General features: G+C 71.1%; 23 protein-coding genes. 9 read left to right on the top strand and 14 right to left on the bottom strand.

Features of this window, described 5'->3' with window-relative positions:
* Positions 1 to 39 precede the first annotated feature (39 nt).
* From K6753_RS01425 to K6753_RS01415, 3 genes are all read left to right on the top strand, one after another.
* A complete protein-coding gene (locus K6753_RS01425) occupies positions 40 to 750 on the top strand; it encodes an SDR family oxidoreductase (protein WP_223674401.1) in 711 nt (236 codons plus the stop codon).
* Positions 751 to 783: 33 nt separating this feature from the next.
* On the top strand, positions 784 to 1,248 hold the full coding sequence (gene trmL, locus K6753_RS01420; RefSeq protein ID WP_223674400.1) for a tRNA (uridine(34)/cytosine(34)/5-carboxymethylaminomethyluridine(34)-2'-O)-methyltransferase TrmL: 465 nt from the start codon (positions 784 to 786) through the stop codon (positions 1,246 to 1,248).
* 202 nt (positions 1,249 to 1,450) lie between these two features.
* Positions 1,451 to 2,050: an OmpO family porin gene (locus tag K6753_RS01415; protein ID WP_223674399.1), complete on the top strand. Its 600-nt coding sequence runs from the start codon at positions 1,451 to 1,453 to the stop codon at positions 2,048 to 2,050.
* Positions 2,051 to 2,234: 184 nt separating this feature from the next.
* On the opposite strand, the gene K6753_RS01410 is transcribed toward K6753_RS01415, so the two are convergent.
* The 5 genes from K6753_RS01410 to K6753_RS01390 form a co-directional block, all read right to left on the bottom strand.
* Positions 2,235 to 3,266 (bottom strand): NAD(P)H-dependent glycerol-3-phosphate dehydrogenase, encoded by a 1,032-nt coding sequence (locus tag K6753_RS01410; RefSeq protein WP_223674398.1) that lies wholly within the window; start codon positions 3,264 to 3,266, stop codon positions 2,235 to 2,237.
* A gap of 27 nt (positions 3,267 to 3,293) precedes the next feature.
* The gene (gene secB / locus K6753_RS01405; RefSeq protein ID WP_223674397.1) at positions 3,294 to 3,824 is read right to left on the bottom strand and encodes a protein-export chaperone SecB; all 531 of its coding nucleotides are present in this window, start codon (positions 3,822 to 3,824) and stop codon (positions 3,294 to 3,296) included.
* 124 nt (positions 3,825 to 3,948) lie between these two features.
* The gene (locus tag K6753_RS01400) at positions 3,949 to 4,386 is read right to left on the bottom strand and encodes a rhodanese-like domain-containing protein (protein WP_223674396.1); all 438 of its coding nucleotides are present in this window, start codon (positions 4,384 to 4,386) and stop codon (positions 3,949 to 3,951) included.
* 67 nt (positions 4,387 to 4,453) lie between these two features.
* The gene (locus K6753_RS01395) at positions 4,454 to 4,873 is read right to left on the bottom strand and encodes a hypothetical protein (protein WP_223674395.1); all 420 of its coding nucleotides are present in this window, start codon (positions 4,871 to 4,873) and stop codon (positions 4,454 to 4,456) included.
* A 56-nt stretch (positions 4,874 to 4,929) separates the two neighbouring features.
* Positions 4,930 to 5,403: a YiiD C-terminal domain-containing protein gene (locus K6753_RS01390; protein ID WP_223674394.1), complete on the bottom strand. Its 474-nt coding sequence runs from the start codon at positions 5,401 to 5,403 to the stop codon at positions 4,930 to 4,932.
* Between the two features lie 145 nt (positions 5,404 to 5,548).
* On the opposite strand from K6753_RS01390, the gene K6753_RS01385 reads away from it, so the two are divergent.
* The 3 genes from K6753_RS01385 to K6753_RS01375 are packed head-to-tail and all read left to right on the top strand — an operon-like array spanning position 5,549 to position 8,578.
* Complete coding sequence (locus tag K6753_RS01385) at positions 5,549 to 6,313, top strand: uroporphyrinogen-III synthase (RefSeq protein ID WP_223674393.1); 765 nt, start codon at positions 5,549 to 5,551, stop codon at positions 6,311 to 6,313.
* Between the two features lie 25 nt (positions 6,314 to 6,338).
* On the top strand, positions 6,339 to 7,328 hold the full coding sequence (locus K6753_RS01380) for a uroporphyrinogen-III C-methyltransferase (protein ID WP_223674392.1): 990 nt from the start codon (positions 6,339 to 6,341) through the stop codon (positions 7,326 to 7,328).
* Complete coding sequence (locus tag K6753_RS01375; protein WP_223674391.1) at positions 7,328 to 8,578, top strand: heme biosynthesis protein HemY; 1,251 nt, start codon at positions 7,328 to 7,330, stop codon at positions 8,576 to 8,578. The genes K6753_RS01380 and K6753_RS01375 overlap by 1 nt, the downstream gene beginning before the upstream one ends.
* A gap of 188 nt (positions 8,579 to 8,766) precedes the next feature.
* Here K6753_RS01375 and K6753_RS01370 read toward each other — a convergent pair whose 3' ends face one another.
* On the bottom strand, positions 8,767 to 10,044 hold the full coding sequence (locus K6753_RS01370; protein ID WP_223674390.1) for an acetyl-CoA C-acetyltransferase: 1,278 nt from the start codon (positions 10,042 to 10,044) through the stop codon (positions 8,767 to 8,769).
* Between the two features lie 158 nt (positions 10,045 to 10,202).
* Here K6753_RS01370 and K6753_RS01365 point away from each other — a divergent pair, with 158 nt between their 5' ends.
* Positions 10,203 to 11,108, top strand: a complete 906-nt coding sequence (locus K6753_RS01365) for a hypothetical protein (RefSeq protein WP_223674389.1) — start codon at positions 10,203 to 10,205, stop codon at positions 11,106 to 11,108.
* A gap of 316 nt (positions 11,109 to 11,424) precedes the next feature.
* Here K6753_RS01365 and K6753_RS01360 read toward each other — a convergent pair whose 3' ends face one another.
* From K6753_RS01360 to K6753_RS01345, 4 genes are all read right to left on the bottom strand, one after another.
* Entirely contained in the window at positions 11,425 to 11,931 is a 507-nt protein-coding gene (locus K6753_RS01360; RefSeq protein WP_223674388.1) for a GNAT family N-acetyltransferase, read from the bottom strand.
* 6 nt (positions 11,932 to 11,937) lie between these two features.
* Positions 11,938 to 12,510: a superoxide dismutase family protein gene (locus K6753_RS01355; RefSeq protein ID WP_223674387.1), complete on the bottom strand. Its 573-nt coding sequence runs from the start codon at positions 12,508 to 12,510 to the stop codon at positions 11,938 to 11,940.
* Positions 12,511 to 12,608: 98 nt separating this feature from the next.
* Complete coding sequence (gene ntrC / locus K6753_RS01350; RefSeq protein WP_223674386.1) at positions 12,609 to 14,021, bottom strand: nitrogen regulation protein NR(I); 1,413 nt, start codon at positions 14,019 to 14,021, stop codon at positions 12,609 to 12,611.
* Positions 14,018 to 15,067 (bottom strand): two-component system sensor histidine kinase NtrB, encoded by a 1,050-nt coding sequence (locus tag K6753_RS01345; protein ID WP_223674385.1) that lies wholly within the window; start codon positions 15,065 to 15,067, stop codon positions 14,018 to 14,020. Before K6753_RS01345 ends, ntrC begins: the two co-directional genes overlap by 4 nt.
* Positions 15,068 to 15,116: 49 nt before the next feature.
* On the opposite strand from K6753_RS01345, the gene K6753_RS01340 reads away from it, so the two are divergent.
* On the top strand, positions 15,117 to 16,847 hold the full coding sequence (locus K6753_RS01340) for an O-linked N-acetylglucosamine transferase, SPINDLY family protein (protein ID WP_223674384.1): 1,731 nt from the start codon (positions 15,117 to 15,119) through the stop codon (positions 16,845 to 16,847).
* A gap of 3 nt (positions 16,848 to 16,850) precedes the next feature.
* Here the strand turns inward: K6753_RS01340 and K6753_RS01335 are convergent, their stop codons facing one another.
* From K6753_RS01335 to glnA, 4 genes are all read right to left on the bottom strand, one after another.
* The gene (locus tag K6753_RS01335; protein WP_223674383.1) at positions 16,851 to 17,750 is read right to left on the bottom strand and encodes a DUF4097 family beta strand repeat-containing protein; all 900 of its coding nucleotides are present in this window, start codon (positions 17,748 to 17,750) and stop codon (positions 16,851 to 16,853) included.
* Between the two features lie 29 nt (positions 17,751 to 17,779).
* Positions 17,780 to 18,310, bottom strand: coding sequence for a hypothetical protein (locus K6753_RS01330; RefSeq protein WP_223674382.1), 531 nt, complete (start codon positions 18,308 to 18,310; stop codon positions 17,780 to 17,782).
* The gene (locus K6753_RS01325; protein ID WP_223674381.1) at positions 18,307 to 18,885 is read right to left on the bottom strand and encodes an RNA polymerase sigma factor; all 579 of its coding nucleotides are present in this window, start codon (positions 18,883 to 18,885) and stop codon (positions 18,307 to 18,309) included. Before K6753_RS01325 ends, K6753_RS01330 begins: the two co-directional genes overlap by 4 nt.
* 185 nt (positions 18,886 to 19,070) lie before the next feature.
* The gene (glnA, locus tag K6753_RS01320; RefSeq protein WP_223674380.1) at positions 19,071 to 20,480 is read right to left on the bottom strand and encodes a type I glutamate--ammonia ligase; all 1,410 of its coding nucleotides are present in this window, start codon (positions 20,478 to 20,480) and stop codon (positions 19,071 to 19,073) included.
* A 225-nt stretch (positions 20,481 to 20,705) separates the two neighbouring features.
* On the opposite strand from glnA, the gene K6753_RS01315 reads away from it, so the two are divergent.
* The gene (locus K6753_RS01315) at positions 20,706 to 21,734 is read left to right on the top strand and encodes a LacI family DNA-binding transcriptional regulator (protein ID WP_223674379.1); all 1,029 of its coding nucleotides are present in this window, start codon (positions 20,706 to 20,708) and stop codon (positions 21,732 to 21,734) included.
* Positions 21,735 to 21,743: the final 9 nt, after the last annotated feature.

Genomic DNA, 21,743 nt, shown 5'->3' with positions numbered 1-21,743 from the left:
TGAACGGCCCGACGATTGCGTTGCGCAAGGACCCCGGCCATGTCCCAGCCCCGCCACTGCCTGGTCACCGGCGCCAACCGTGGCCTCGGCCTGGAATTCGTCCGTCAGTTGCTGGCCGCCGGCGACCACGTCATCGCCACCTGCCGCCATCCCGGACGCGCCACCGCGCTCAACACGCTGACCGGTGAGCACCCGGGCCGGCTGCACGTGCTGCCGCTGGACCTGGCCGAACCCCGGACGCATGCCGAACTCGCGCGCGAGCTGCCGCTGGTGCTGGGCGCCGACGGCCGGCTGGGCCTGCTGGTCAACAACGGCGGCGTGCTGCATTCGGGCGAGCGCTTCGGCCACGTCGAGCCGGCGCAGTTGCAGGACAGCCTGCGCGTCAACGCCGCCGGCCCGTTCCTGCTGACGCAGGCGCTGGCCCCGGTGCTGGCCGACGGTGCGGTGGTCGTGAACATGTCATCGCGCCTGGGTTCGATCGCCAGCGTGGAGGGCTTCAATACGCCGACCTATGCCATTTCCAAGGCCGCACTGAACATGGCCACGGTGCTGCTGGCGCGCGCGCTGGCCGAGCGCGGCATCACCGTGATCGCCGTGTCTCCGGGTTGGGTCCGCACCGACATGGGCGGCAAGGATGCGCCGGTCGAGCCGGTCGATTCGGTAACGGGGTTGCTCGCTCAGGTCGAGCGCGCCACGCTGGCCGACAGCGGCCGCTTCATCGACTACCGCGGCGAGGCGATCGACTGGTAGGGTCGCGCGCCGCGTCACACCAGCCCCCTCTGCATGATCGACGTCATCCTCTACCAGCCCGAGATCCCGCCCAACACCGGCAACGTCATCCGCCTGTGCGCCAACAGTGGCGCCCGGCTGCACCTGGTGCGGCCATTGGGATTCGAGCTGGAGGACCGGCAGTTGCGCCGCGCCGGGCTGGATTACCACGAGTACGCCGCCCTCGCGGTGCACGACACCCTGGACGCGGCGCTGGCCGCCATCGCACCGCAGCGGTTGTTCGCCCTGAGCACGCGTGGGCAGGTGCGCTACGACACCCCCACCTATGCCGCCGGGGACGCGGTGCTGTTCGGCCCCGAAACCCGTGGCCTGCCCGAGGCCGTGCTGGATGCGGTGCCGACCGGGCAGCGCCTGCGCCTGCCGATGCGCCCCGGCAACCGCAGCCTCAACCTGTCCAACGCGGTGGCGGTGGTGGTGTTCGAGGCGTGGCGGCAGCAGGGCTTTGACGGCGGCGCCTGATTCAGGCCCTGAGCGGGTCGCCCGGACCATGAACCGGGCGTGTAAGTTCCTGCACCCGACAGTTCAATATTAAGGCTTCGTTGAAAGTCGCTCCGGATACTGGCCCGACCGGTTCCAGCCGGCCGCTGCGCGGCCACTGGCGGCAGGGCCCGAAGAAGGCCCGCCGACCGGCCCCCGAATCCGAAAACAAGAGAGGCCCCAGATGAAGCGTTCCCCCGCCCTGACCAAGCTTGCCGCCCTCACCCTGCTGGCCGCGCTGCCGCTGGCCGCCACCGCCGCTGAAGGCGTGTCCTACAACTACGTGGAAGGCGGCTACGCCGGCACCGAGACCGATGGCGGCGACGCCGACGGTTGGGCCGTCAACGGCTCCGGCGCCATCGCCCCGAACTTCCACCTGTTCGGCGGCTACAGCAACCAGGAAATCGACGACACCAACATCGACTTCGACCAGTGGCGCGTCGGCGTCGGCTACAACCACGAAGTCAGCCCGCGCGCCGACCTCGTCACCCGCGTGGCCTACGAGAAGTTCGACGCCGGCCGCGACATCCTCGGCAATGACCTCGACGCCGACGGCTGGAGCGTGGAGGCCGGTGTCCGCGGCTCGCTCACCCCGGCGCTGGAAGGCTACGCCATGGCCGGCTTCGAGGATGGCGACGCCATCGGCGGCGGCGACCGCGATGGCGAGTTCTACGGCCGCCTCGGCGCGCAGGTGAAGTTCAACCCGATGTGGGGCATCAACGGCGATGTGAAGTTCATCGACGGCGATACCCAGTTCTTCGTCGGCCCGCGCATCACGTTCTGATCGGACCGGCACCGCAGTACCACGTCGCGATCTCTCTCTCCCCCGGTCGGTTTTCCCCCGACTGTCGCGATGCGAAGCCCGGCTCCGGCCGGGCTTCTCTTTTTTGCGTGGGGACGGCGCCGACTCCTGGCCGACGTGGGTCAACTCCACCCCATGAAAAAGCCCGGCTCGAAGCCGGGCTTTTTTACTGGAACAACCCGTGCGGGTATTCGGGTTTCTGCTCGCGCGCCAGCAACTGGCGCAGGCCGTCGGCGGGGGTGATGTCGCCGTGGAGCACCGCCTGGACCGCGCTGGAGATCGGCAGTTCAATGCCGTGGCGCTGCGCCTGGCGCATGACTTCATCGGCGGTCTGCACCGATTCGACCACCTGGCCGATCGCGCGCACTGCCTCCTCGATCGACTGCCCGCGGCCCAGGGCCAGGCCCAGCCGGCGGTTGCGCGAGAGGTCGCCGGTGCAGGTCAGCACCAGGTCGCCCAGGCCGGCCAGCCCCATCAACGTCTCGGCCTTGCCACCGATCGCCTGGTTGAGCCGCAGCATCTCGTTGAGGCCACGCGTGATCAGGCCGGCGCGGGCGTTGAGGCCGAGCTCCATGCCGTCGGCGACGCCGGTGGCGACGGCCAGCACGTTCTTCATTGCCCCGCCCAGTTCGGCGCCGAGCATGTCGTCGCCGGTGTAGGCGCGGAATGCCGGGCCGTGCAGGACGTCGGCGACGGACTGGGCGAATGCGGGTGTATCGGAATGGACTGTCAGTGCCGTCGGCAGGCCGGCGGCGACTTCCTTGGCAAAGGACGGACCGGTCACGACCGCCAGCGGCACGCCGTCGCCCAGCACCTCGCCGGCGACCTCGTGCAGGAACCGGCCACTGCCCGGCTCGAACCCCTTGGTCGCCCACGCCACGCCAGCCGCGGCAGGCCGGTGGGGGGCGAGCGCGCGCAGGGTTTCGGCAAAGGCGTGGGACGGCACGACCACCAGCACCAGCTCCGCATCGCGCAACGCGCCAGGCAGATCCGTGGTGGCGCGCAGCGATTCCGGCAACTCCAGATCGGGCAGGTAACGCGGATTGCGGTGCTCGCTGTCGATGGCCGCAACGCACTCCGCATCACGACCCCACAGCGTGGTGGGGCAGCCGTGGCGCGCAGTCAGTGCCGCAAGCGCGGTGCCCCATGACCCGGCGCCGAGCACCGCCACGCGCGGCTGCGGGGGGGTGCCCTGCACGGCCGCTTCGATCGGCACGCCGGCCAATCAGGCGTTGCCGGCGGCTTCGGTGTCGGCCAGGCCGTTTTCCTGGCCGGCCTGCTGGGCGGCGCGCTGGCGCAGGCCCTCGGCATACAACGCATCGAAATTGATCGGCTGCAGCAGGAACGGCGGGAACCCGCCGGACTGCACCAGCGCGCTGATCAGCTGGCGCGCATACGGGTACAGCACGTTCGGGCAGTGGGTGCCCAGCATGCCGTCCAGCGTCGCGGCGTCGAAGCCGGCCAGGCCGAAGACGCCCGCCTGCTTCACTTCCACCAGGTACAGCGACTTGTCCTCGACCTTGCAGGTCAGGGTGATGCCCAGCACCACCTCGTAGGCGCTCTCGCCCAGGCGCTGCACGTTCTGGCTGAGGTTCATCTGCAGCTGCGGCTGTGCGGTCTCGTTGAACACCGCCGGGGCGCCGGGCACCTCGAAGGACACGTCCTTGGCGTAGATCTTCTCGACCGTGAACGCCGGGCCGGTCTGGGCGGCGGTATCGGCGGGCGCAGCGGCGCCGTTGGCGGTTTCTTCGGACATGACTCGGAACTCCGGCTAAAAATCGATAAGTGGACGATTATGGCACGCACCCCTTGCGTGCCCGGGTCTCAGGCTTGGGGCGCGCCGGGGCGAAACAAGGCCCCGCACGGCGGGACCGGCCCGTTCAGCCGCGGCCCTTGACCAGCGGCAGGTCGGCCTGCTGCCAGGCCTGGATGCCGCCGTCGAGCCAGTACACGTGCTCGAAGCCGGCCTTCTTCAGGCGCTTGGCGGCGGACGCCGACGCATGGCCGGTCCGGCACACGGCGACCACCGGCAGCGACTTGGCGCTGGCCAGCAGTTTGCTGTCGACGTCGAACTGGCTGGGCTGCACCGACTTGCTGCCGGCGATGTGGCCCCTCTGGAAGTCGTTGCTGGGCGAGAGGTCGACCACCAGCGCGTTCTCGCGGTTGATCAGACCGGTCAGCTCGGCCGGCCGCAGCGCCTTGTAGCCGCGGAAGAGCCGCGCGATTTCGGTGTAGACGATCGCAACCGTCAGGCCCGCCAGTGCCAGCGACAGATAGGGGTGGCGCCCGGCAAAAGCGAGCAATTCTTCGATGGTCACGGCGTCACGGCAGCAGCAAAGGGGCCGGGATTGTCGCGCAGCGCCGGTAGTGGCGCAAAAGCGGGCCTCATTCGCCGTCCCAGAGATCCGGCATCCCGGAGGTCAGCCACCAGGTCTTGCTCGGCTCGTCCCAGCGCCACTCCTCGCGGTAGCGCACCGTGCGCTCGGTCATGGTGTGCTTGTTGACCACGCCGATCTCGATGTCGCGCACCGCGGTGCCGGCCTCCATGTCCTGGCTGGCCCCCAGGTCGCGGTAGTGCGAGATCTGCACCTGCTCGTAACGCGCCATCTCGACGTCGGTCAGCGCATGTTCCTCGCGCTTGAGCGGGTCGATCAGGTTGGTCGCACCTTCGAACTCGGCCCAACGGATCGCCTTGGACCACGCGTACTGGTTGCGGTTCAACAGGTCCTGCTCGTTGGTCATGCTGGCGCAGGCGGCCAGCAGCGAGACGAGAACGAGCAGCAGCAGCGACTGGATCCAACGCATCGGACTCTCCTGGGATGCCGACCCGGGTACGGGCCGAAGGCCGCGAAGGTAGCAGGCTACGCCGCGGCGTGGCCGGGATCGCGGACGATCGCCACGTAGCGGGCCGTGAACTCGGTGGCGACGCCGCCTTCAGGCAACCCCGCCCACGCACGCAGGCCGATGCGGGCCCGGCCGCGCTGGCGCAGCGTTGCGATGAACGCCTCCCAGTCGGCGTCGGCGTCGGCTTCGGCGGTGACGTCGAGATCGGCAAACAGCGGCGCCAGGTACCGCACCTGGCTGTCGGCCACGTACACGTCCGCGTCCAGCCCGGCGGCTTCGATCCGTAGCGTGACCAGCCCCCACGAGGCCAGCGTCATCATCGACCCCAGGCTGCCACCGAAGGCGCAGCCCTTGTCGTTGACGTGCGCCGAGAGCGGCGCGTGCAGCCGCAGGCGGTCGCCATCGAACCCTGCGATGCGCAGCTGCATGGCCGCGACCGGTGGCATCGACTGGTAGTGGTGGTCGAGTCGGGTCAGGGCGTCGTCGGACATGGGGCACCACGAGTGCGGGGGACGCCATTCTTGCAGCAGGACCCATGCGGCCGGAACCGCAGCCCCACGCCGACGCCGTGCAGGACCTGTCGGCCTGTTCCGGTTGCCCCCCGCATGGCACGCTGCCCCGATGCACGTGGCCCCCATGCAATCACCGACGCCCCGATGGACGCTGGTTTCGTTGCGCCCGCGCGGCGGCCACGACAGCCTGCGCCGCGCGGCGGCGCGCCATGGCGGCGGCCTGGTCGCGCTGTCGCCATGGCAGCTGCAGGATCGCGACGACGCGGCCAGCCGCACCGCACTTCAGCGCGCGCTGTCGGCGGACGCGGTGGTGTTCACCAGCCCGGCCGCGGTGCGTGCCGCGGCGCGGCTGCAGGCGTTGCCGGCGATGGTGGCCTGCGCGGTCGGCAGCGGTACCGCGGCGGCGTTGCGGCGCGCAGGTGTCGCCGAGGTACGCGTGCCCGGGCGCATGGACACCGAGGGCCTGCTCAACCTGCCCGAGCTGGCGGCCAGCGCCGCCGGCCGCATTGGCCTGGTCACCGCCCCCGGCGGACGCGGCGCGCTGCAGCCGGCATTGGAGCAGCGCGGCATCGAGGTGCTGCGCGCCGACGTGTACGAGCGGGTGCCAGTGGCGCTGCCACGGCGTGCCGTCGATGCATTGCGCGACGCGCCCCGGCCGCCGGTGCTGGCGCTGACCAGCGGCGAGGCCTTGCAGCAAGTGATGGGGCAACTGCCCGCGGACGCGCTCGACGCCCTGCGCACTGCAACGGTCATCGCCGCCAGCGAGCGCCTTGCGGCCATCGCCCGCGAGGCAGGGTTCGAGCGCGTGCGCATCGCCCGCAGTCCCCGTCCCGCCGATCTTGTGGCCGCCGCATGCGGGCCGGATGGAGGCCGCGTTCCGGTAGCATGAGCGGTCCCCCGATCGCGCCACGCCCGTGTCCGCCACGCCCCCCTCCGCACCACCGTCTCCTTCGCCGTCCTCGCGCCGCTCCGGCTGGCCGTGGTGGCTGCTGCTCGCACTGCTGGCGCTGGCCGCGTGGCGCGCGTGGGTGTGGTGGGAGGCACGCGAACCCGCAGACCACGCGCCGGCAGCGGACGTGCGCATCGAAGCGCTCAACGACCGCATCAGCGCATTGCGCGGCGACCTGCGCGCACAGGCCCAGCGGATCCAGCAGGCCGATGCCACCAACCGCGTGCTGCGCGATGAGCTGCTCGGCATGGGCCAGCGTGCGGCCCTGATCGAAGACAGCATTGCGCGCTGGTCCGACCCCGACCGGCATGGCGCACAGGCGCTGCGGCTGGACGAGGCGGAACTGCTGCTCGCCATGGGGCAGCAGCGGCTGCTGATCGCCGGCGACCTCGACGGTGCGCGCCGCGCCTACACGCTGGCTGGTGGCGTCCTGTCGGGGGTCGACGACCCCGCCTTCCTCAGCCTGCGCCAGGTGCTGGTGCAGGAACGCGCCGCACTGGACGAACTGGGCGACGACCCGCGCGTCCGCGCGCTGGCCCGCCTGCAGGCGTTTACCTCGGAACTCGACCGGCCGACCGACGCCGTACCGGTGGCGAGTGCCCCCGCCGATGCGTCGTGGTGGCGGCGCGCGTTCTCCACGGTGTTCGACATCCAGCCACGCCACCGCAGCCTGGCCGTCCGCCCGGCCGACCGCGGCGATGCCATGGCCGGCCTCCAGCTGGAATTGACCCTGGCGCGCGCCGCGGCCGAGCGACGCGACGTCGAGGCGTGGCGCACCGCGCTGACGCGCGCGGACGCATGGCTGCAACGGCTGTGGGCGCCTTCGCCCGAGCTGCAAGGGCGGCGCGACGCGCTGGCGGCGCTGGCGGCGCTGCCGCTTTCACCGGAGCTTGCGACGCTGGGCAGCACACTCGAGCAACTACGTCAGTTGCGCAGTGTGCGCCAGGAGCCCTGATGAACCTCTTCCGCAGCCTGTTGTTCTGGATCGTGCTCGCGCTGGTCGGTGCGCTGGTGGCGCAACTGCTGGCACAGGACCCGGGCCTGGTGGTGGTCAGCTACAACGACTGGACATACGAGAAGTCGCTGGCCTACAGCCTGGTGCTGGTGCTGGTGGGCGTGCTGGCGATCTGGCTGGTGTGGAAGCTGGTGACGACGCCGTTCGTGATGCTGCGCCGCCGCCGCAAGAAGGCGGCGCGCGCGCGCCTCATCGAAGGACTTGAAGCCTCACACCTGGGCCATTGGAGCCGCGCGGAGAAGGCGCTGGCGCAGACCGACGATGCCGAGATCGGCGCCGTCGGCCACGTCGCCGCCGCACGTGCCGCGGCGGCGCGCGGCGATGCCGCGCTCGCCCAGCAGCACCTGGATGCGCTGGCCTCGCGCCACCCGACCGCCCGCGCCGTCGCGCAGGCCGAACTCGCCCTGGACGACGGGCGCCCGACCGATGCCCTGAGCGCCCTGGACGCACCCAACGCGCAGCCGCTGCCGCCGCGCGGCGTTGCGCTGCGCGCCGAAGCGCTGTCGCAACTGGGCCGCGCCGGCGAGGCCTACGGCCTGCTCGGCGCACTGCGCCAGCAGGAAGCGTGGCCGAAGTCGCGCATGGAGCGCGCCGAAGCGCAATGGGCGGAGGCCGGGCTGCGCGAGGCCGGCGACGCCAACGTCCTGGCCGACCGCTGGGAAGCGCTGCCCAAGCCGCTGCGCGCCCACCCTGCGATCGTCGCCGCGTACGCCGAACGCGCGGCCGCGCTGCGCTGGGAAGAGGCCGCGGCCAGCAGCATCGAACACGCGCTGGACACGCAGTGGGACGAGGGCCTGGCCGGCCTCTACGGCCGGCTGCCGATCGGCCGCCTGGACGCGCGTCGCGAACACGCCGAGCGCTGGCTGCAGGCGCACCCGGCCAGCCCCGGCCTGCTGGTGACGCTGGCGCGGCTGGCACGCGCACAGGGCCAGTGGTCGCAGGCGGAAACCTACCTGCATCGCGCGCTCGCGCAGGGCGCCAACAGCGAGGCGTGGGAAGAACTCGGCCACGGCTTCGCCCAGCACGGCGACGAGGCCCTGGCCCGCCACAGCTACGCCAACGCGCTGCGCGCATCGCGCGGCGAAGCGATCAGCGAGTTGCCGGGCCGCGACGTGCGCGCCCGCATCTACGACGAAGCCGTCACCGAGGATCGCGACGCCCACGGCATGCCGCGGCTTCGTGATTCATAAGATCGGAACTCGAGAACAGCAATAGCTGGCGGAACAGCGGTTAGGCCCTGATCGCGCCCCACCGTACCGCCTCCAAAGCCGTCGTCCCGGCGAAAGCCGGGACCCATCTTGATGTCCGCGCGCCACGCCTCGCACGCGCACCCCCGCCGGCGTCGCTAACGCCGCACCGGCGGGGGCGCAAAACGGACTTACCGCTCCAGGATCGCCACCACGCCCATGCCGCCGGCGGTGCAGATCGACACCAGGCAGCGGCCGCCACCGCGTTCCTTCAACGCCTTGGCCGCCGCGGCGACGATGCGCGCGCCGGTCGCCGCGAACGGGTGGCCGGTGGCCAGCGACGAGCCATTCGGGTTGATCTTCGCCGGGTCGATGCGACCCAGCGGCGCGGCCAGGCCGAGGCGGTTGCGGCAGTACTCCTCGCTCTCCCACGCGCGCAGCGTGCACAGCACCTGCGCGGCGAACGCCTCGTGGATTTCGTAGATATCGAAGTCCTGCAGGGTCAGTCCGTTGCGCGCCAGCATCTCCGGCACCGCGACGGTCGGCGCCATCAACAGGCCTTCGCCGTGGACGAAGTCGACGGCCGCCACCTGCGCGTCGCGCAGGTAGCACAGCACTTCGTGGTCGTGTTGACGGGCCCAGTCTTCGGACGCCAGCAGGCACGCCGACGCACCGTCGGTCAGCGGGGTGGAGTTGGCCGCGGTCAACGTGCCGCGGCCGGACGTCCTGTCGAAGGCCGGCTTCAGTGACGCGAGCTTCTCCAGCGTCGAGTCCGGACGCAGGATGTTGTCGCGCGACACGCCGCGGAAGCTGACGACCAGGTCGTCCAGGAACCCGCGCTCGTAGGCCGCGGCCAGCTTCCGGTGCGAGGCCAGCGCCCACTCGTCCTGCGAGTCGCGTGAGATGTTCCACTCCTTGGCCATGTCCTCGCAGTGCTGGCCCATGCTCTTGCCGGTGCGCGGTTCGGCGACACCGGGGAACTCGGGCTTGAGCTCGCGTGGCGAGAAGCCCTTGAATGCGGCCAGCTTGTCCTTCGGCGTCTTGCCGGCGGCCGCCTCCAGCAGGCGGCGGCGCAGCGACTTGCCGTACACGATCGGCACGTCCGAGGTGCTGTCGCTGCCACCCCCGATGCCCGACTCGATCTGCCCGACCGCGATCTTGTTGGCGACAGTGATGATCGAATCCAGCGAAGTGCCACACGCACGCTGCAGCGTGATGCCCGGCGTCAGCGGCGACAGGCCCGACGACAACGCGGCCTCGCGGCCCAGGTTCCAGTCGCTGCTGTGCTTGATCACCGCACCCATCGCGACCTCACCCAGTTGCTGCCCGTGCAGGCCGAAGCGCTCGACCAGCGCGCCCAGCGTGCGCACCGACATGCCCAGGTTGCCGACGTCCGCGTAGGCGGTGTTCTGGCGACAGAAGGGAATGCGGACGCCGCCGAGCACGGCGACGGGACGGGATTGACGCATCGGATTCACCTCGGGGGACTGTGCGGGCCAGCATGCCCGCAACACCGTCGGGGCATAATGACGGCGAGTGTAGCGCCGGCCTCCTGCACGACCAAACGCCAGCGTATGCATGCCTGCACGCCGACCCCCACCTGCCGCCTGGACGCCCTCCGGACCTGATGACCGCGCCCCCCGCCGCCGCCAATGACACCGATGCCGTGCACGTACTGGGCGCGCTCGCGCTCGAGTTGCGCGGCGATGCCGCGGTGGCGCGCGACACGCTGGCCTCGGGCGAGGTCGAGACCCTCGGCGGGCTGGTGGCCCGCGACCTCGCCGCGCTGGTGCCCGATGCCGCGCGGCTGGACCTGGTCACCGTCGGTGCCCACTACGACCCGGTCGAACTGCTGCGTCCCGGCTGGCCGCTGCACCGCGAACTCGACCAGCTCGCCGCGCGCGCGCCCGGCGTCGCCGGCGGTCGCGTCATCGCGTTCGGTGCCCACGACGGCCGCCTCCCCGGCGCATTGGCGCCGTCCACCGAGCATGCCGGTGGCCCGTTGCGGCTGGTGCCGTTCGTGCTGGGCGGCGATGCCGGCGTCGCGTCGAAGGTTGGAGAGGCATTCGAGCTTCAGTTGCTGGAGCGCGGCATGGCCGCGGCCGACACGGCGCTGGCGGCGCAGGCCGCGTTCGGCCTGCAGGTCGAGCACGCGCGCTACCTCACCGTGCACGACCTCGCCGCGATGACGGCGATGCAGTACGACCACGCCGGCCTGGCGCCGGTGTGGCCGCTGCTGGAAACCGCGTTGCTCGAACCCACCGCCGAAGCCTGGGTCGACGCGCCGCCCGAGCCGCTGCTGCGCTATGCCGATGGCGAGGCCCGCATGGCGCTGTTCTCGCCGGCCGCATGGCAAGCCCGCTATGCGCCCGCCGAACCGTGCGATACCGACGAAAGCCGCGAGCGCCTGCAGCGCCGGCACCAGCATTTCGAGGCGCGCCAGCGGCAGATCGCCGCGGTGCTGCGCGCGCACGCGGTGCCGGTCACCTTCGTGCATTGCGACCGCGACAGCGATTGCCGCGCGGCGCTGTAAGTACCTTCGGGGCTTGAGCGCCCTGGGGCCAGGCCTTTTCAGCATGCGCTGCGCGCGCCTATCGCTTGGTGGTGTGGGTGGCGCTCCCTCTCCCTACGGGGGAGAGCGCTGGGGTGAGGGTTCGGCGAAGCGGTGGTGCGCACGACGGCGTGGGGCTCGTCAGCTCACACGCGTTTTCCCCGGATCCCTGGAACCCCGTACATCAACGTGGATCCCGGCTTTCGCCGGGATGACGGGAACAAGTATTCGGGATGCTGGTGAGGACCGCACTTCGACGTAAGGAGGAGTGCGGACCGTAAAGGTTCCCACTTCCCGGTCAACCCGCCGGCCGCTCGAACGTCTCCGCCAGCAACCGGTAGCCCGCATCGCGCATGCCCAGCGCTTCGTAGGTGCGCAGGGCCGCTTTGTTGTCCTGCTCGACATACAGCCGCAGCCCCAGCACGTCGGGCACGGCCAGCGCCTGTTCGCGCACGTGGCGGTACAGCGCGGCGAACACGCCCTGGCGCCGGTGGCCGGGGTCGACATACACGCTCTGGATCCACCACCACCAGCCGTTGCGCCAGTCGCTCCACTCCGTGGTGAGCATCAGCGTGCCGACGGGCTGGCCGACCGTCTCGCGGCCGGCCAGCGGCAGGTCGTGCATCGCGACGTAGTACCGCGCCTTGAGCGGATCGGCGATACCGGCCGCGACCCCGGCCAGCACCGTACCGGGATCAAGCCGCTTGTGCTCGGTTTCCCACGCCATGTCAGCCGCCCAGTCGGCCAGCAGCGGCGCGTCGTCCGCGACGGCGGGCCGTACCCGCAGGGCATCGGCATGCGTCACGACGCGTCAGCCGGTGATTTCGATCACGCCACAGGCCACGCGGTCGCCGGCATTGCCCGAAGGCTGGCTGGTGTAGTCGTCGGCCTTGGCATGCACGACCACGGCGCGACCGGCCACGTCGTTGGCCGCGCCGCCGCCGAGCGTCACGCCGCGTGCCTCGACGCTGGCCTGCGCCACGCCTTCGCCGTTGGCCGACAGGTTGTCCATGTCGCCGCCATGGTGGGTCGGAGTACCGGCGCGGCCGTGCGGCTCGTTACCCGGGTTGAAGTGGCCGCCCGCGCTGCTGGCGTCGGCCGCGGAGCAGTCGCCGGTCTCGTGGATGTGGATGGCGTGCGTACCGCCCGCAGTGAGGCCGCCGATCTCGCCGGCGATGCGCACGCCGTCGGCCGTCGGCACCAGGTTGAGCGTGCCGCTGACCAGGCTGCCGGACGCCGGCGCCAGCACGACGCGCGCGGACTTGGCCGTCGACACCGCCGGGGCCTGCGGCGTGGCAGCGGGCGCACGCGACGTCGAGGACGGACTGGACGCGCAACCGGCGACGGCGATGACACAGGCGGCGGCAAGCAGGGCGGTCTTCATGACGACTCCGTCGTGTTCCGTGGTTGGGCCGCGCACGCTAGCGGAAGCCGGGTTCAGTGCGGGTGAATCCATACACAGCCGGAGCCCGCCGCGCGCCGCTACTTGCGACCGCCCCCCGCCGGCTTGAGCTTGCGGGTCAACGTGTTCCGCCCCAGCCCCAACCGGGCGGCGGCTTCGGCGCGGCGGCCGCCGGTGTGGTCCAGCGCGGCTTCCAGCAGGATGCGTTCGACACGCGGAACCACCGCGGCATGCAGGTCGCCGACGCCGGCTGCCAGTTGGGCGCGCGTCCACGCGTCCAGCGTCGAAGCCCAGTCGTCCGCGGCCGCCTGCGGCGCCGAGGCACCCAGCGCCATCTCCACGTCACCGGCGTCGAGCCGGTCGCCCTGCGCCAGCGCAGCCATGCGCCAGCACAGGTTTTCGAGTTCACGCACGTTGCCGGGCCACGGATGCGTGCGCAGCCGCGCGACGGCCGCGCGCGACAGCGTTTTCACCGGTGCGTCGAACCGTTGCGCGGCCAGCGCGAGGAACCGTTCGGCCAGGCGCGGGATGTCGTCGCCGCGATCGCGCAGCGGCGGCACGTGCAGGCGCACCACGTCCAGGCGGTGCAGCAGGTCCTCGCGGAAGCGGCCATCGGCGACGCGCGCCTGCAGGTCCTGGTGCGTCGCCGCGATCACGCGCACGTCGACGCGGATCAACTCGCGCCCGCCGACGCGGAAGAATTCGCCCTCCGCCAGCACGCGCAGCAACCGGGTCTGCAGCGGCAGCGGCATGTCGCCGATCTCGTCCAGGAACAGCGTGCCGCCGTCGGCCTGTTCGAAGCGGCCGATGTGTCGCCGCTGCGCGCCGGTGAAGGCGCCCGCTTCGTGGCCGAACAGCTCCGACTCCAGCAGCTCGGCCGGGATCGCCGCCGTGTTGAGCGCCACGAACGGCCGTTGCGCGCGCGGCGATTCGCGGTGCAGCGCGCGGGCGACCAGCTCCTTGCCCGTGCCCGTCTCGCCGGTGACGAGCACCGACAGCGGCGCCTGCGCCAGCCGGCCGATCGCGCGGAACAGCTGGCGCATCACCGGCGTGTCGCCGACCAGTCGGTCACCGGTGCCCGCCGCTTGCGTGGCGTCGGCGCCGGCGTCGGCATCGGTGCTTTCATCGATGCGCTGCAGGGCGCGTTCGGCCAGCGCGACTGCTTCGTCCAGGTCGAAGGGTTTGGACAGGAATTCGTGCGCGCCACCGCGAAACGCGCCGGCAGTGCTGGCGACGTCGGTGTAGGCGCTCATCACCACCACCGGCAATGACGGCAACCGCTGCTTGAGTTTCTCGAGCAGCACCAGGCCGTTGTCGCCGGGCATCCGCACGTCGGTGAACAGCAGTGCCGGCGCCTCGCGCGTGTCCAGGGCATCGAGCGCATCGCCGGCGTTCTCGAACACGTCCACCGCATAGCCAGCCTGCCGCAGCGCCGCGCTGAGCACGAAGCGGATGCTGCGGTCGTCGTCGACGATCCAGACCGGCCGGGTCACGCGGCGGCCCCGGTTGTGTCGGCCGACGCCGCCGGCATCGGCAACAACAGCGTGAACACGGTATGCCCGGGCCGCGAGCGGTATGCCAGCGAGCCACGGTGTTCGCGCGCCACCTGCTGCGCCAGCGCCAGGCCCAGCCCGCTGCCTTCGGCGCGGCCCGAGACCAGCGGCAGGAACACGCGCTCGGCCAGTTCGTCGGGCACGCCGTGGCCGTCGTCGACGATCTCCAGCCGCAGCGCGATCGGATGGGCGACGTCGCCGATGCGCAGGCCGTGCTCGGCGCGCGTGCGCAGCGTGACGGTGCCGGCGCCGGCCTCGATCGCGTTGCGCGCGAGGTTCCAGACCGCCTGCACCAGGCGATCGGCATCGCCGGCGAACTCCGGCAAGCTCGGGTCGTAGTCGCGCACCAGCCGCACGGCCCAGCCGGCGTCGTTCTCGGCCAACCGCAGCACACGCTCCAGCACGGCATGGATATTGAGCGCGGCATGCGGCCGCGGCGGCGACGGCACCAGCAGCTGGTCGAGCAGCCCGCCCAGGCGCGCAACCTCGTCGTCGATCAGCGCGACCAGCTCGCGCGACTCGGCATCGTCGATGCGCCGGCCCAACAGCTGCGCCGCACCTTTCAGGCCCGCAAGTGGATTGCGCAACTCGTGCGCCAGGCCCTTGAGCGATGCCGACAGCGCCGCCGGCAGCAGCAGCGCCGGGTCGTCGCCGGGGAATTCGTCGACCGGGTGCGCCTCCAGCAGCCAGCCCTCGCCCATCGCCGTCAGCCACAGGTCGGCGAAGCGCTCGGCGGCATCCGGGTACTGCAGCCGCACCCGGCGGATGCGCAGCGGTGCGCTGTCGGCATCCATGCGGGCAAGCGCAGCGACCAGCCGCCCGTCGCCACCGTCGAGCTCGGCCAGCGGCCAGCCCACGAGCCGCCGCGCGCTCACGCCCAGCCACCGGGAAAACGACTGGTTGCCCCCGGCGATGGCCCCGTCCGGACCCGCCCACGCCAGCGGCGTGGTCAGGGCATCGAGGTCGGGTGCGAGGGTCGGAGCCATCGCACCATGTTAGTGCAGCCACGGCGCCTCGCATTGTTAGACTTTCATGATGGATCAGACCCTGCTGCCACGTGCCCAGCAATTTCTCCGGCAGGGCCGCATCGACCTGGCACTGCAGGCCCTCGACCCCGCCCTCCACGTGGTGCCGGTTCCCGCCGGTGCGCTGAAGTTGTTGGCAAGGTTGGCGTTGCACCAGCAGCGCATGCCCCTTGCGAAGCAGGCGCTGCAGCGCGCAATGGCCGAGTTGCCGGATGACCCGGAAACCCACGCCCTGGTGGCGGCCGCCGCCAGGATCCAGGGCCAGCCCGAGGCATTGGAAGCCGCCGCGCGGCGGGCGCTGGCGCTCGAGCCGACCCACCCCGTCGCCGCGGCGCTTCTCACCGAACACCTGCGCGACCGCCTGCGGATCGGCGAGGCGCGCGCGATCGCCGACGCATGCCTCCAGGCCCGACCGGACGACTTCGGAACCCGCCTGGCGCGGGCCGACCTGCACATGTTCAGGGGCGATGCGGCGGCGGCGATGGACGATGCCGATGTCGCCTGCAGCCAGTCACCGTCGTTGCAGGCGCGGCAGGTCGCCGCGATGGCCTCGCTGTATGTCGACCACCTGACGGCACCGGATGTCATGGAACGCCACCTGAGAGCCGCTGCCTCGATCCCGCCGCTCAAGCTGCCGATGAGGGCCAGGCCACCCTATGAGCCGGGCGGCCGACCGTTGCGGGTCGGCTTCCTCTCCCCGGACCTGCGGCGCCATCCCGTCGGCAGCTTCATCGCGCCGGTGCTCGCCGGATTGCCGGCCTCGCGTGTCCATTCGATCTGCTTCAGCGACGCAACGCCGGACGACACCACGCGTCGCCTGCAGGCCCTGTCAGGCACGTGGCACGACACGCGCGCCCTGGACGATGCGCAGGTGTTCCAACTGGTGCAGGCGGAGGCCGTGGACGTACTGGTGGACCTTGCCGGCCATACCCACGGCAGCCGACCCGGATTGCTGGCCAGCCGCGCCGCTCCCCTGCAGGTCGTCTATCTCGGTTACCTGCATGACACCGGACTGCCGGCATGCGATGGCGTTGTCGGCGACCCCCACACCTTGGCCGTCGACACCGCCAGCGCCCGCCGCCCCCTGCGACTGCCGGGCTGCTTCCTGTGCTTCGAGCCGATGGACGATGCGCCGCCGGTGGCGATCCGCGAGGACGAGGCCGTCGTGTTCGGCAGCTTCAACCACCTGGCCAAGCTGTCGCCGGACACGGTCGCCCTGTGGTCCGAGGTGCTGGGCCGGTTGCCGCGTTCCCGGCTCGTGTTGTGTGCGCTGGGCCTCCAGGACCCCGGCGTGCGTCAGCAGGTGCGGCAACGGTTCGCCGACCACGGCATCGACGACGATCGCCTGGAGGTGCGCGGGCCGGTCACCGATCCCGAGGCGTTCCTTCGCCAGTACGACGACATCGACATCGCACTGGACCCGCTTCCGTTCAATGGTGGCACCACCACCCTGCAGGCGCTCTGGCAGGGCGTCCCCGTCCTCACCTGCCCGCGCGACACGATGGCTTCGCGCAGCGGCGCCTCCATCCTGCATGCGGCGGGACTGGGCGACTGGGTCGCGCGGGACCCGACGCATTTCGTGGCCCTGGCCGAGCATTTCGCGGCAGACCGGGCGCTACTCCGCGACCTGCGGCAAACCATGCGGGGCCGGATCAAGGCGAGCGGGCTGACCGACGGCCTCCGCTTCGCCGACGGCTTCGCCGCCCTCCTGGAGTCGTCCTTCACGATCGGCGGAGACTGACCCTCAATCCATCCGTAGCGTCGCGTCGCCCGAGAAGGTCTCGATGTCGATTTCGGCGTCGCCGCTGCCGTAGCGGTGGCTCAGGCTGGCGCCGGGGCCGTGGCGGGGGCGCTGGATGTTGGCGCCCGGAGCGCTGAGCGTACCGCTGAAGCTTTCGGCGCGGACGCTGGCGGAGGTGTCGCGCGGCAGGCGCAGCTCGAGGTCGCCGCTGACGCTTTCCATCGAGACGTCCGCGCCCGGTGCCAACGCCGCGGTGACGCGCACGTCGCCGGACACCGTCGCGCCGGAGAACTCGCGCAGCCGGCTTTCGATGACGTCGACGCGCGCATTGCCGGAGACCGTTTCCACGCTGACCTCGCCGTCCAGGCGACCGGTCAGCTGGATGTCGCCACTCACGCTGTCGGCGCCCACGTCGCGGCTGTTGAGGGTCAGGGCCTGGTCGCCGCTGACGGTCTCGATGTCGGCCTGCCGCGGCGCGCCGACGACGGCGACGTCGCCGCTGACACTGTCGATCGACAGCTCGCGCGAGGCGATGCCCTGGACGTCGATGCGCGCGGCCACGCCGTCGATTTCCAGTGCGGCCTGCAGCGGCACCATCAGGCGCAACTCGGTGGGCTCGCTGCGGTCGCGGCCGCCCCAGACGCCGACGCGATTGGGGTACTTGACGCGGACCTCCAGCGAGCGGCGGTCGCCTTCGATCTCCAGGCGCTCGACGCCTTCGCCGAGTTGGCCCTGCACGCGGACTTCGGGGCGGTCCCAGGCGCGCACTTCGATCAGGCCCTTGAGGTTTTCCACCTGGAGGCGGCCGTCGGCATCGAGCGGACGGGTTTCGTCGATGGGGGTGGCGGCGATGGCCGGCAGTGCGGCCACCAGGGCCAGCGAGAACAGGGCGGTGCGGATCATGGGGAGGCTCCGGGTCGGATGACGTACGGTCAGGTCAGGGCCGCGCGCTGGGACAGCGCGAGGCGGCGTGAGTAGGTGCGGCGCAGCTGCTGCAGCAACAGGGCCGAATCCGGGTCCTGCTGCAGGGCGGCGAGGATCTGCGCGGCGTTGCGATCGAGTTCGGCCAGGCCCGGCTGCAGCGCGGGGGTGACCGGCACGCCGCCCACCTCCGCCAGCGCGGCCTGGTATTCGCGGACCATGCCCTGCGCCTGTAGCTGGATATCGCCGGCCGCGGCCTGTGCCACCGGCGTGGCAACGCCGCCAGTGTCCGGCTCGCCCGGCGGCTGCATGACGTGCCAGGCCGCGCCGATCGCCAGCGCGCCCGCCAGCGAGGCGGCCAACGCCATCGGCACGGCCCAGCGACGCGGACGCGACGCGGGGGCCTGCGGCGTGGTGGCGATTCGCGCTGCAATCGAATCCCACGTCGCCGGCGGCGGGGACACGTCGCGGCGCAGCGCGCGCAGCGACCAGCGCAGCGAGTCGGAATCCAGGGACGTGTCGCGTGGGGTCGTATCGGTCATGCGGGTTCTCCCAGCCGGTCGCGCAGCAGGCGCCGCGCGCGGTGCAATTGAGCCTTGGAACTGCCCACCGCCATGTCCAGCTCGGCGGCGATCTCCTCATGCGTCCAGCCTTCCACGTCGAACAGCACCAGCACGGCGCGGGCGCGTGGCGGCAAGGTCGCCACCGCGCGCTCCAGGTCCATCGCCAGCGCGGTGCCGTGGCCGGCCGAGTCGGGCGTGCCCAGCGCGTCGAAGGCGGCATCGTCGTCCTCGCCGGGCCGGCTGCGCTGGCGGCGCAGTTCCATCAGCGCGGTGTTGACCGCCAGCCGGTGCAGCCAGGTCGAGAACGCGGATTCGAACCGGAACGCCGGCAACGCCTGCCAGGCGCGGACGAACGCCTCCTGGGTCAGGTCCTCGGCGCGCGCGCCGTGGCCGCCCACCAGGCGCCCGATGACGCCATGGACCCGGCCGGCGTGGCGCCGGTACAGGGTCTCGAATGCGGGGACCTCGCCGCGGGCGGCCGCGCCCACCAGCGCCCGGTCCTCGGCGTCGGCCGGTGCGGTGTCGGGTGCGTAATCGGCCACGGCGGTCAGCATATCGAGTCCGATGCCGGGGCGGCCGGGAAGGTTTAAGCGGGCGGTTGCGTTCCGCGCATCCCTGCGTCACCCCGGCTGTCGTCCCGGGCGAAGCCGGCGGCCTGCATCACCGGCGCGCCCGGGCAAAAAAAACAGGCCCGGATTTCTCCGGACCTGCGTCTACCGCCTGGGAAAAACCGGTCGCGTCAGACCGCGTAGTACATCTGGTACTCCAGCGGGTGGGTCGCGGCGCGGAACGCGGTGACTTCCTTCATCTTCAGCGCGATGTAGGCGTCGATCATGTCGTCGGTGAACACGCCGCCGGCCTTGAGGAACTCGCGGTCCTTGTCGAGCGCTTCCAGCGCCTGGTCCAGCGAGTGGCACACGGTCGGGATGTTCTTCTCCTCTTCCGGCGGCAGGTCGTAGAGGTCCTTGTCGCTCGGCGCGCCGGGGTCGATCTGGTTCTTGATGCCGTCCAGGCCGGCCATCATCAGCGCCGCAAACGTCAGGTAGCCCGACTGCATCGGGTCCGGGAAGCGGAACTCGATGCGGCGCGCCTTCGGGTTGGACACGTACGGGATGCGGCAGCTGGCCGAGCGGTTGCTGGCCGAGTACGCCAGCATCACCGGCGCCTCGAAACCCGGCACCAAGCGCTTGTAGCTGTTGGTGGTGGAGTTGGTGAAGGCGTTCAGCGCGCGCGCGTGCTTGAACACGCCGCCGATGTACCACAGCGCCATCTGGCTCAGGCCGCCATAGCCGTCGCCGGAAAACAGGTTGGTACCGCCCTTGGCCAGGCTCTGGTGCACGTGCATGCCGCTGCCGTTGTCGCCCACGATCGGCTTGGGCATGAAGGTGGCGGTCTTGCCGTTGCGGTGGGCCACGTTCTTGACGATGTACTTCATCATCAGCAGCTCGTCCGCCTTGCGCACCAGCGAGTTGAACTTGGTGCCGATCTCGCACTGGCCGGCGTTGGCGACCTCGTGGTGGTGCACCTCGACCTCGATGCCCACGGCCTCCAGCGTCTTGCACATCTCGGCGCGGATGTCGTGCAGCGAGTCCAGCGGGGCAACGGGGAAGTAGCCGCCCTTCACGCCCGGGCGGTAGCCGGTGTTGCCGCCCTCGTACTCGCGGCCGGAGTTCCACGCCGCCTCTTCGGAATCGACGTGGAAGAAGGTGTGGCCCATGTCGTTGGCGTAGCGCACCGAGTCGAAGATGAAGAACTCCGGCTCCGGCCCGAAGAACGCCTGCTCGGCGACGCCGCTCGACTTCAGGTACGCCTCGGCGCGCTTGGCGACGCCGCGCGGATCGCGCGAGTAGGCCTGCATCGTCGACGGGTCGAGGATGTCGCAGGTCAGCACCAGCGTCGGGTCGGCGGTGAACGGGTCCAGGAACGCGGTCGAGGCGTCCGGCAGCAGCACCATGTCCGACTCGTTGATGCCCTTCCAGCCCTGGATGGAGCTGCCATCGAACATCTTGCCGTCCTCCAGCAGCGCGTCGTCCACGATCGACACCGGGTAGGTGACGTGGTGCTGGACGCCGCGCATGTCGGCGAAACGCAGGTCGACGAACTCGACCTTGTGGTCCTTGATCAGCTTCTCGATGTTCTCGATGGACATGCAGGCAACTCCGCGGGTGATGGGATGCCTGTAAGCAACGCAAGCACCGTGCCAGCGGAAGATCCGCCATAAGTCATTGATTTTAAGGACAGCGAATCCTGAGCGACGGAAGGATCGCACCATCACGGAGCGTGTAGAGAAGCCGATGCACCGATGTGGTGCAGCGGCGACCGTCTACACTCACCGCCGGCCCAGCCCGGGCCGCCGTCCAGACGCCCACCGCGCATGCGCAAGAAGTCCAAGGCGACCTCGATCGACATCGCCCACTTGGCCGGGGTGTCGCAGGCCACGGTGTCGCGGGTGCTGCGCGGCAGCCCCCTGGTCAACGCCCAGACCCGTGAGCGGGTCGAGGCGGCGGTACGCGAGCTCAACTACAAGGTCGACCGCCACGCCTCCAGCCTGCGTACCCAGCGCGCCGGCACGCTGGCGCTGCTGCTGTTCGAGGACCCGACCCCGGACGACTCGCACATCAACCCGTTCTTCCTGTCGATGCTCGGCTCGATCACCCGTGCCTGCGCGCGCCACGGCCACGACCTGCTGGTGTCCTTCCAGCAGCTGTCGGACGACTGGCACGCCGACTACGAGGACAGCATGAAGGCCGATGGCCTGATCCTGCTGGGCTACGGCGACTACCTGGCCTACCGCGGCAAGCTGGAGACGCTGGTCGAACAGGGCACGCGCTTCGTGCGCTGGGGCGCGGTGCTGGACGACCAGCCGGGCGTGTCGATCGGCTGCGACAACCTGCACGGCGGGCGGCTGGTCGGCGAGCACCTGGCCGGCCTCGGCCATCGCCGCATCGCGTTCCTGGGCGATGCGTCCAGCCACTACCCCGAGTTCTACGACCGTTACCGCGGCTGCGATGCCGCGCTGCAGGCCGTCGGCGGCGGCATGCACCCGGCGCTGCAGGTGGACGCGGAGAGTTCGGAAGAAGCCGGCTTCGAGGCCGCGCGCACGCTGCTGGCGCGCAAGGTTCCATTCGACGCGGTGTTCGCGGCCAGCGACCTGATCGCGATCGGCGCCATGCGCGCACTGACCGACCACGGCCTGCGCGTGCCGGAGGACGTCGCGGTCGCCGGCTTCGACGACATCCCGATGGCGCGCTTCGCCCAGCCCGCGCTCACCACCGTCTACCAGGACACCACGCGCGCCGGCGAGTTGCTGGTGGAGTCGCTGGTGCGGCTGGTGCGCGGGGAGGCGGCCGAAAGCACGACGCTGCCGGCGTCGCTGGTGGTGCGGAAGTCGAGCGGGGCGTAGCGGCCGCGG

Origin of the sequence: Novilysobacter selenitireducens, from assembly GCF_020026895.1 — a bacterium.
Taxonomy (GTDB): domain Bacteria; phylum Pseudomonadota; class Gammaproteobacteria; order Xanthomonadales; family Xanthomonadaceae; genus Lysobacter_C; species Lysobacter_C selenitireducens.
The sequence above is the reverse complement of the archived record's forward strand: the minus strand, read 5'-3'. Positions and strand labels throughout refer to the sequence as shown.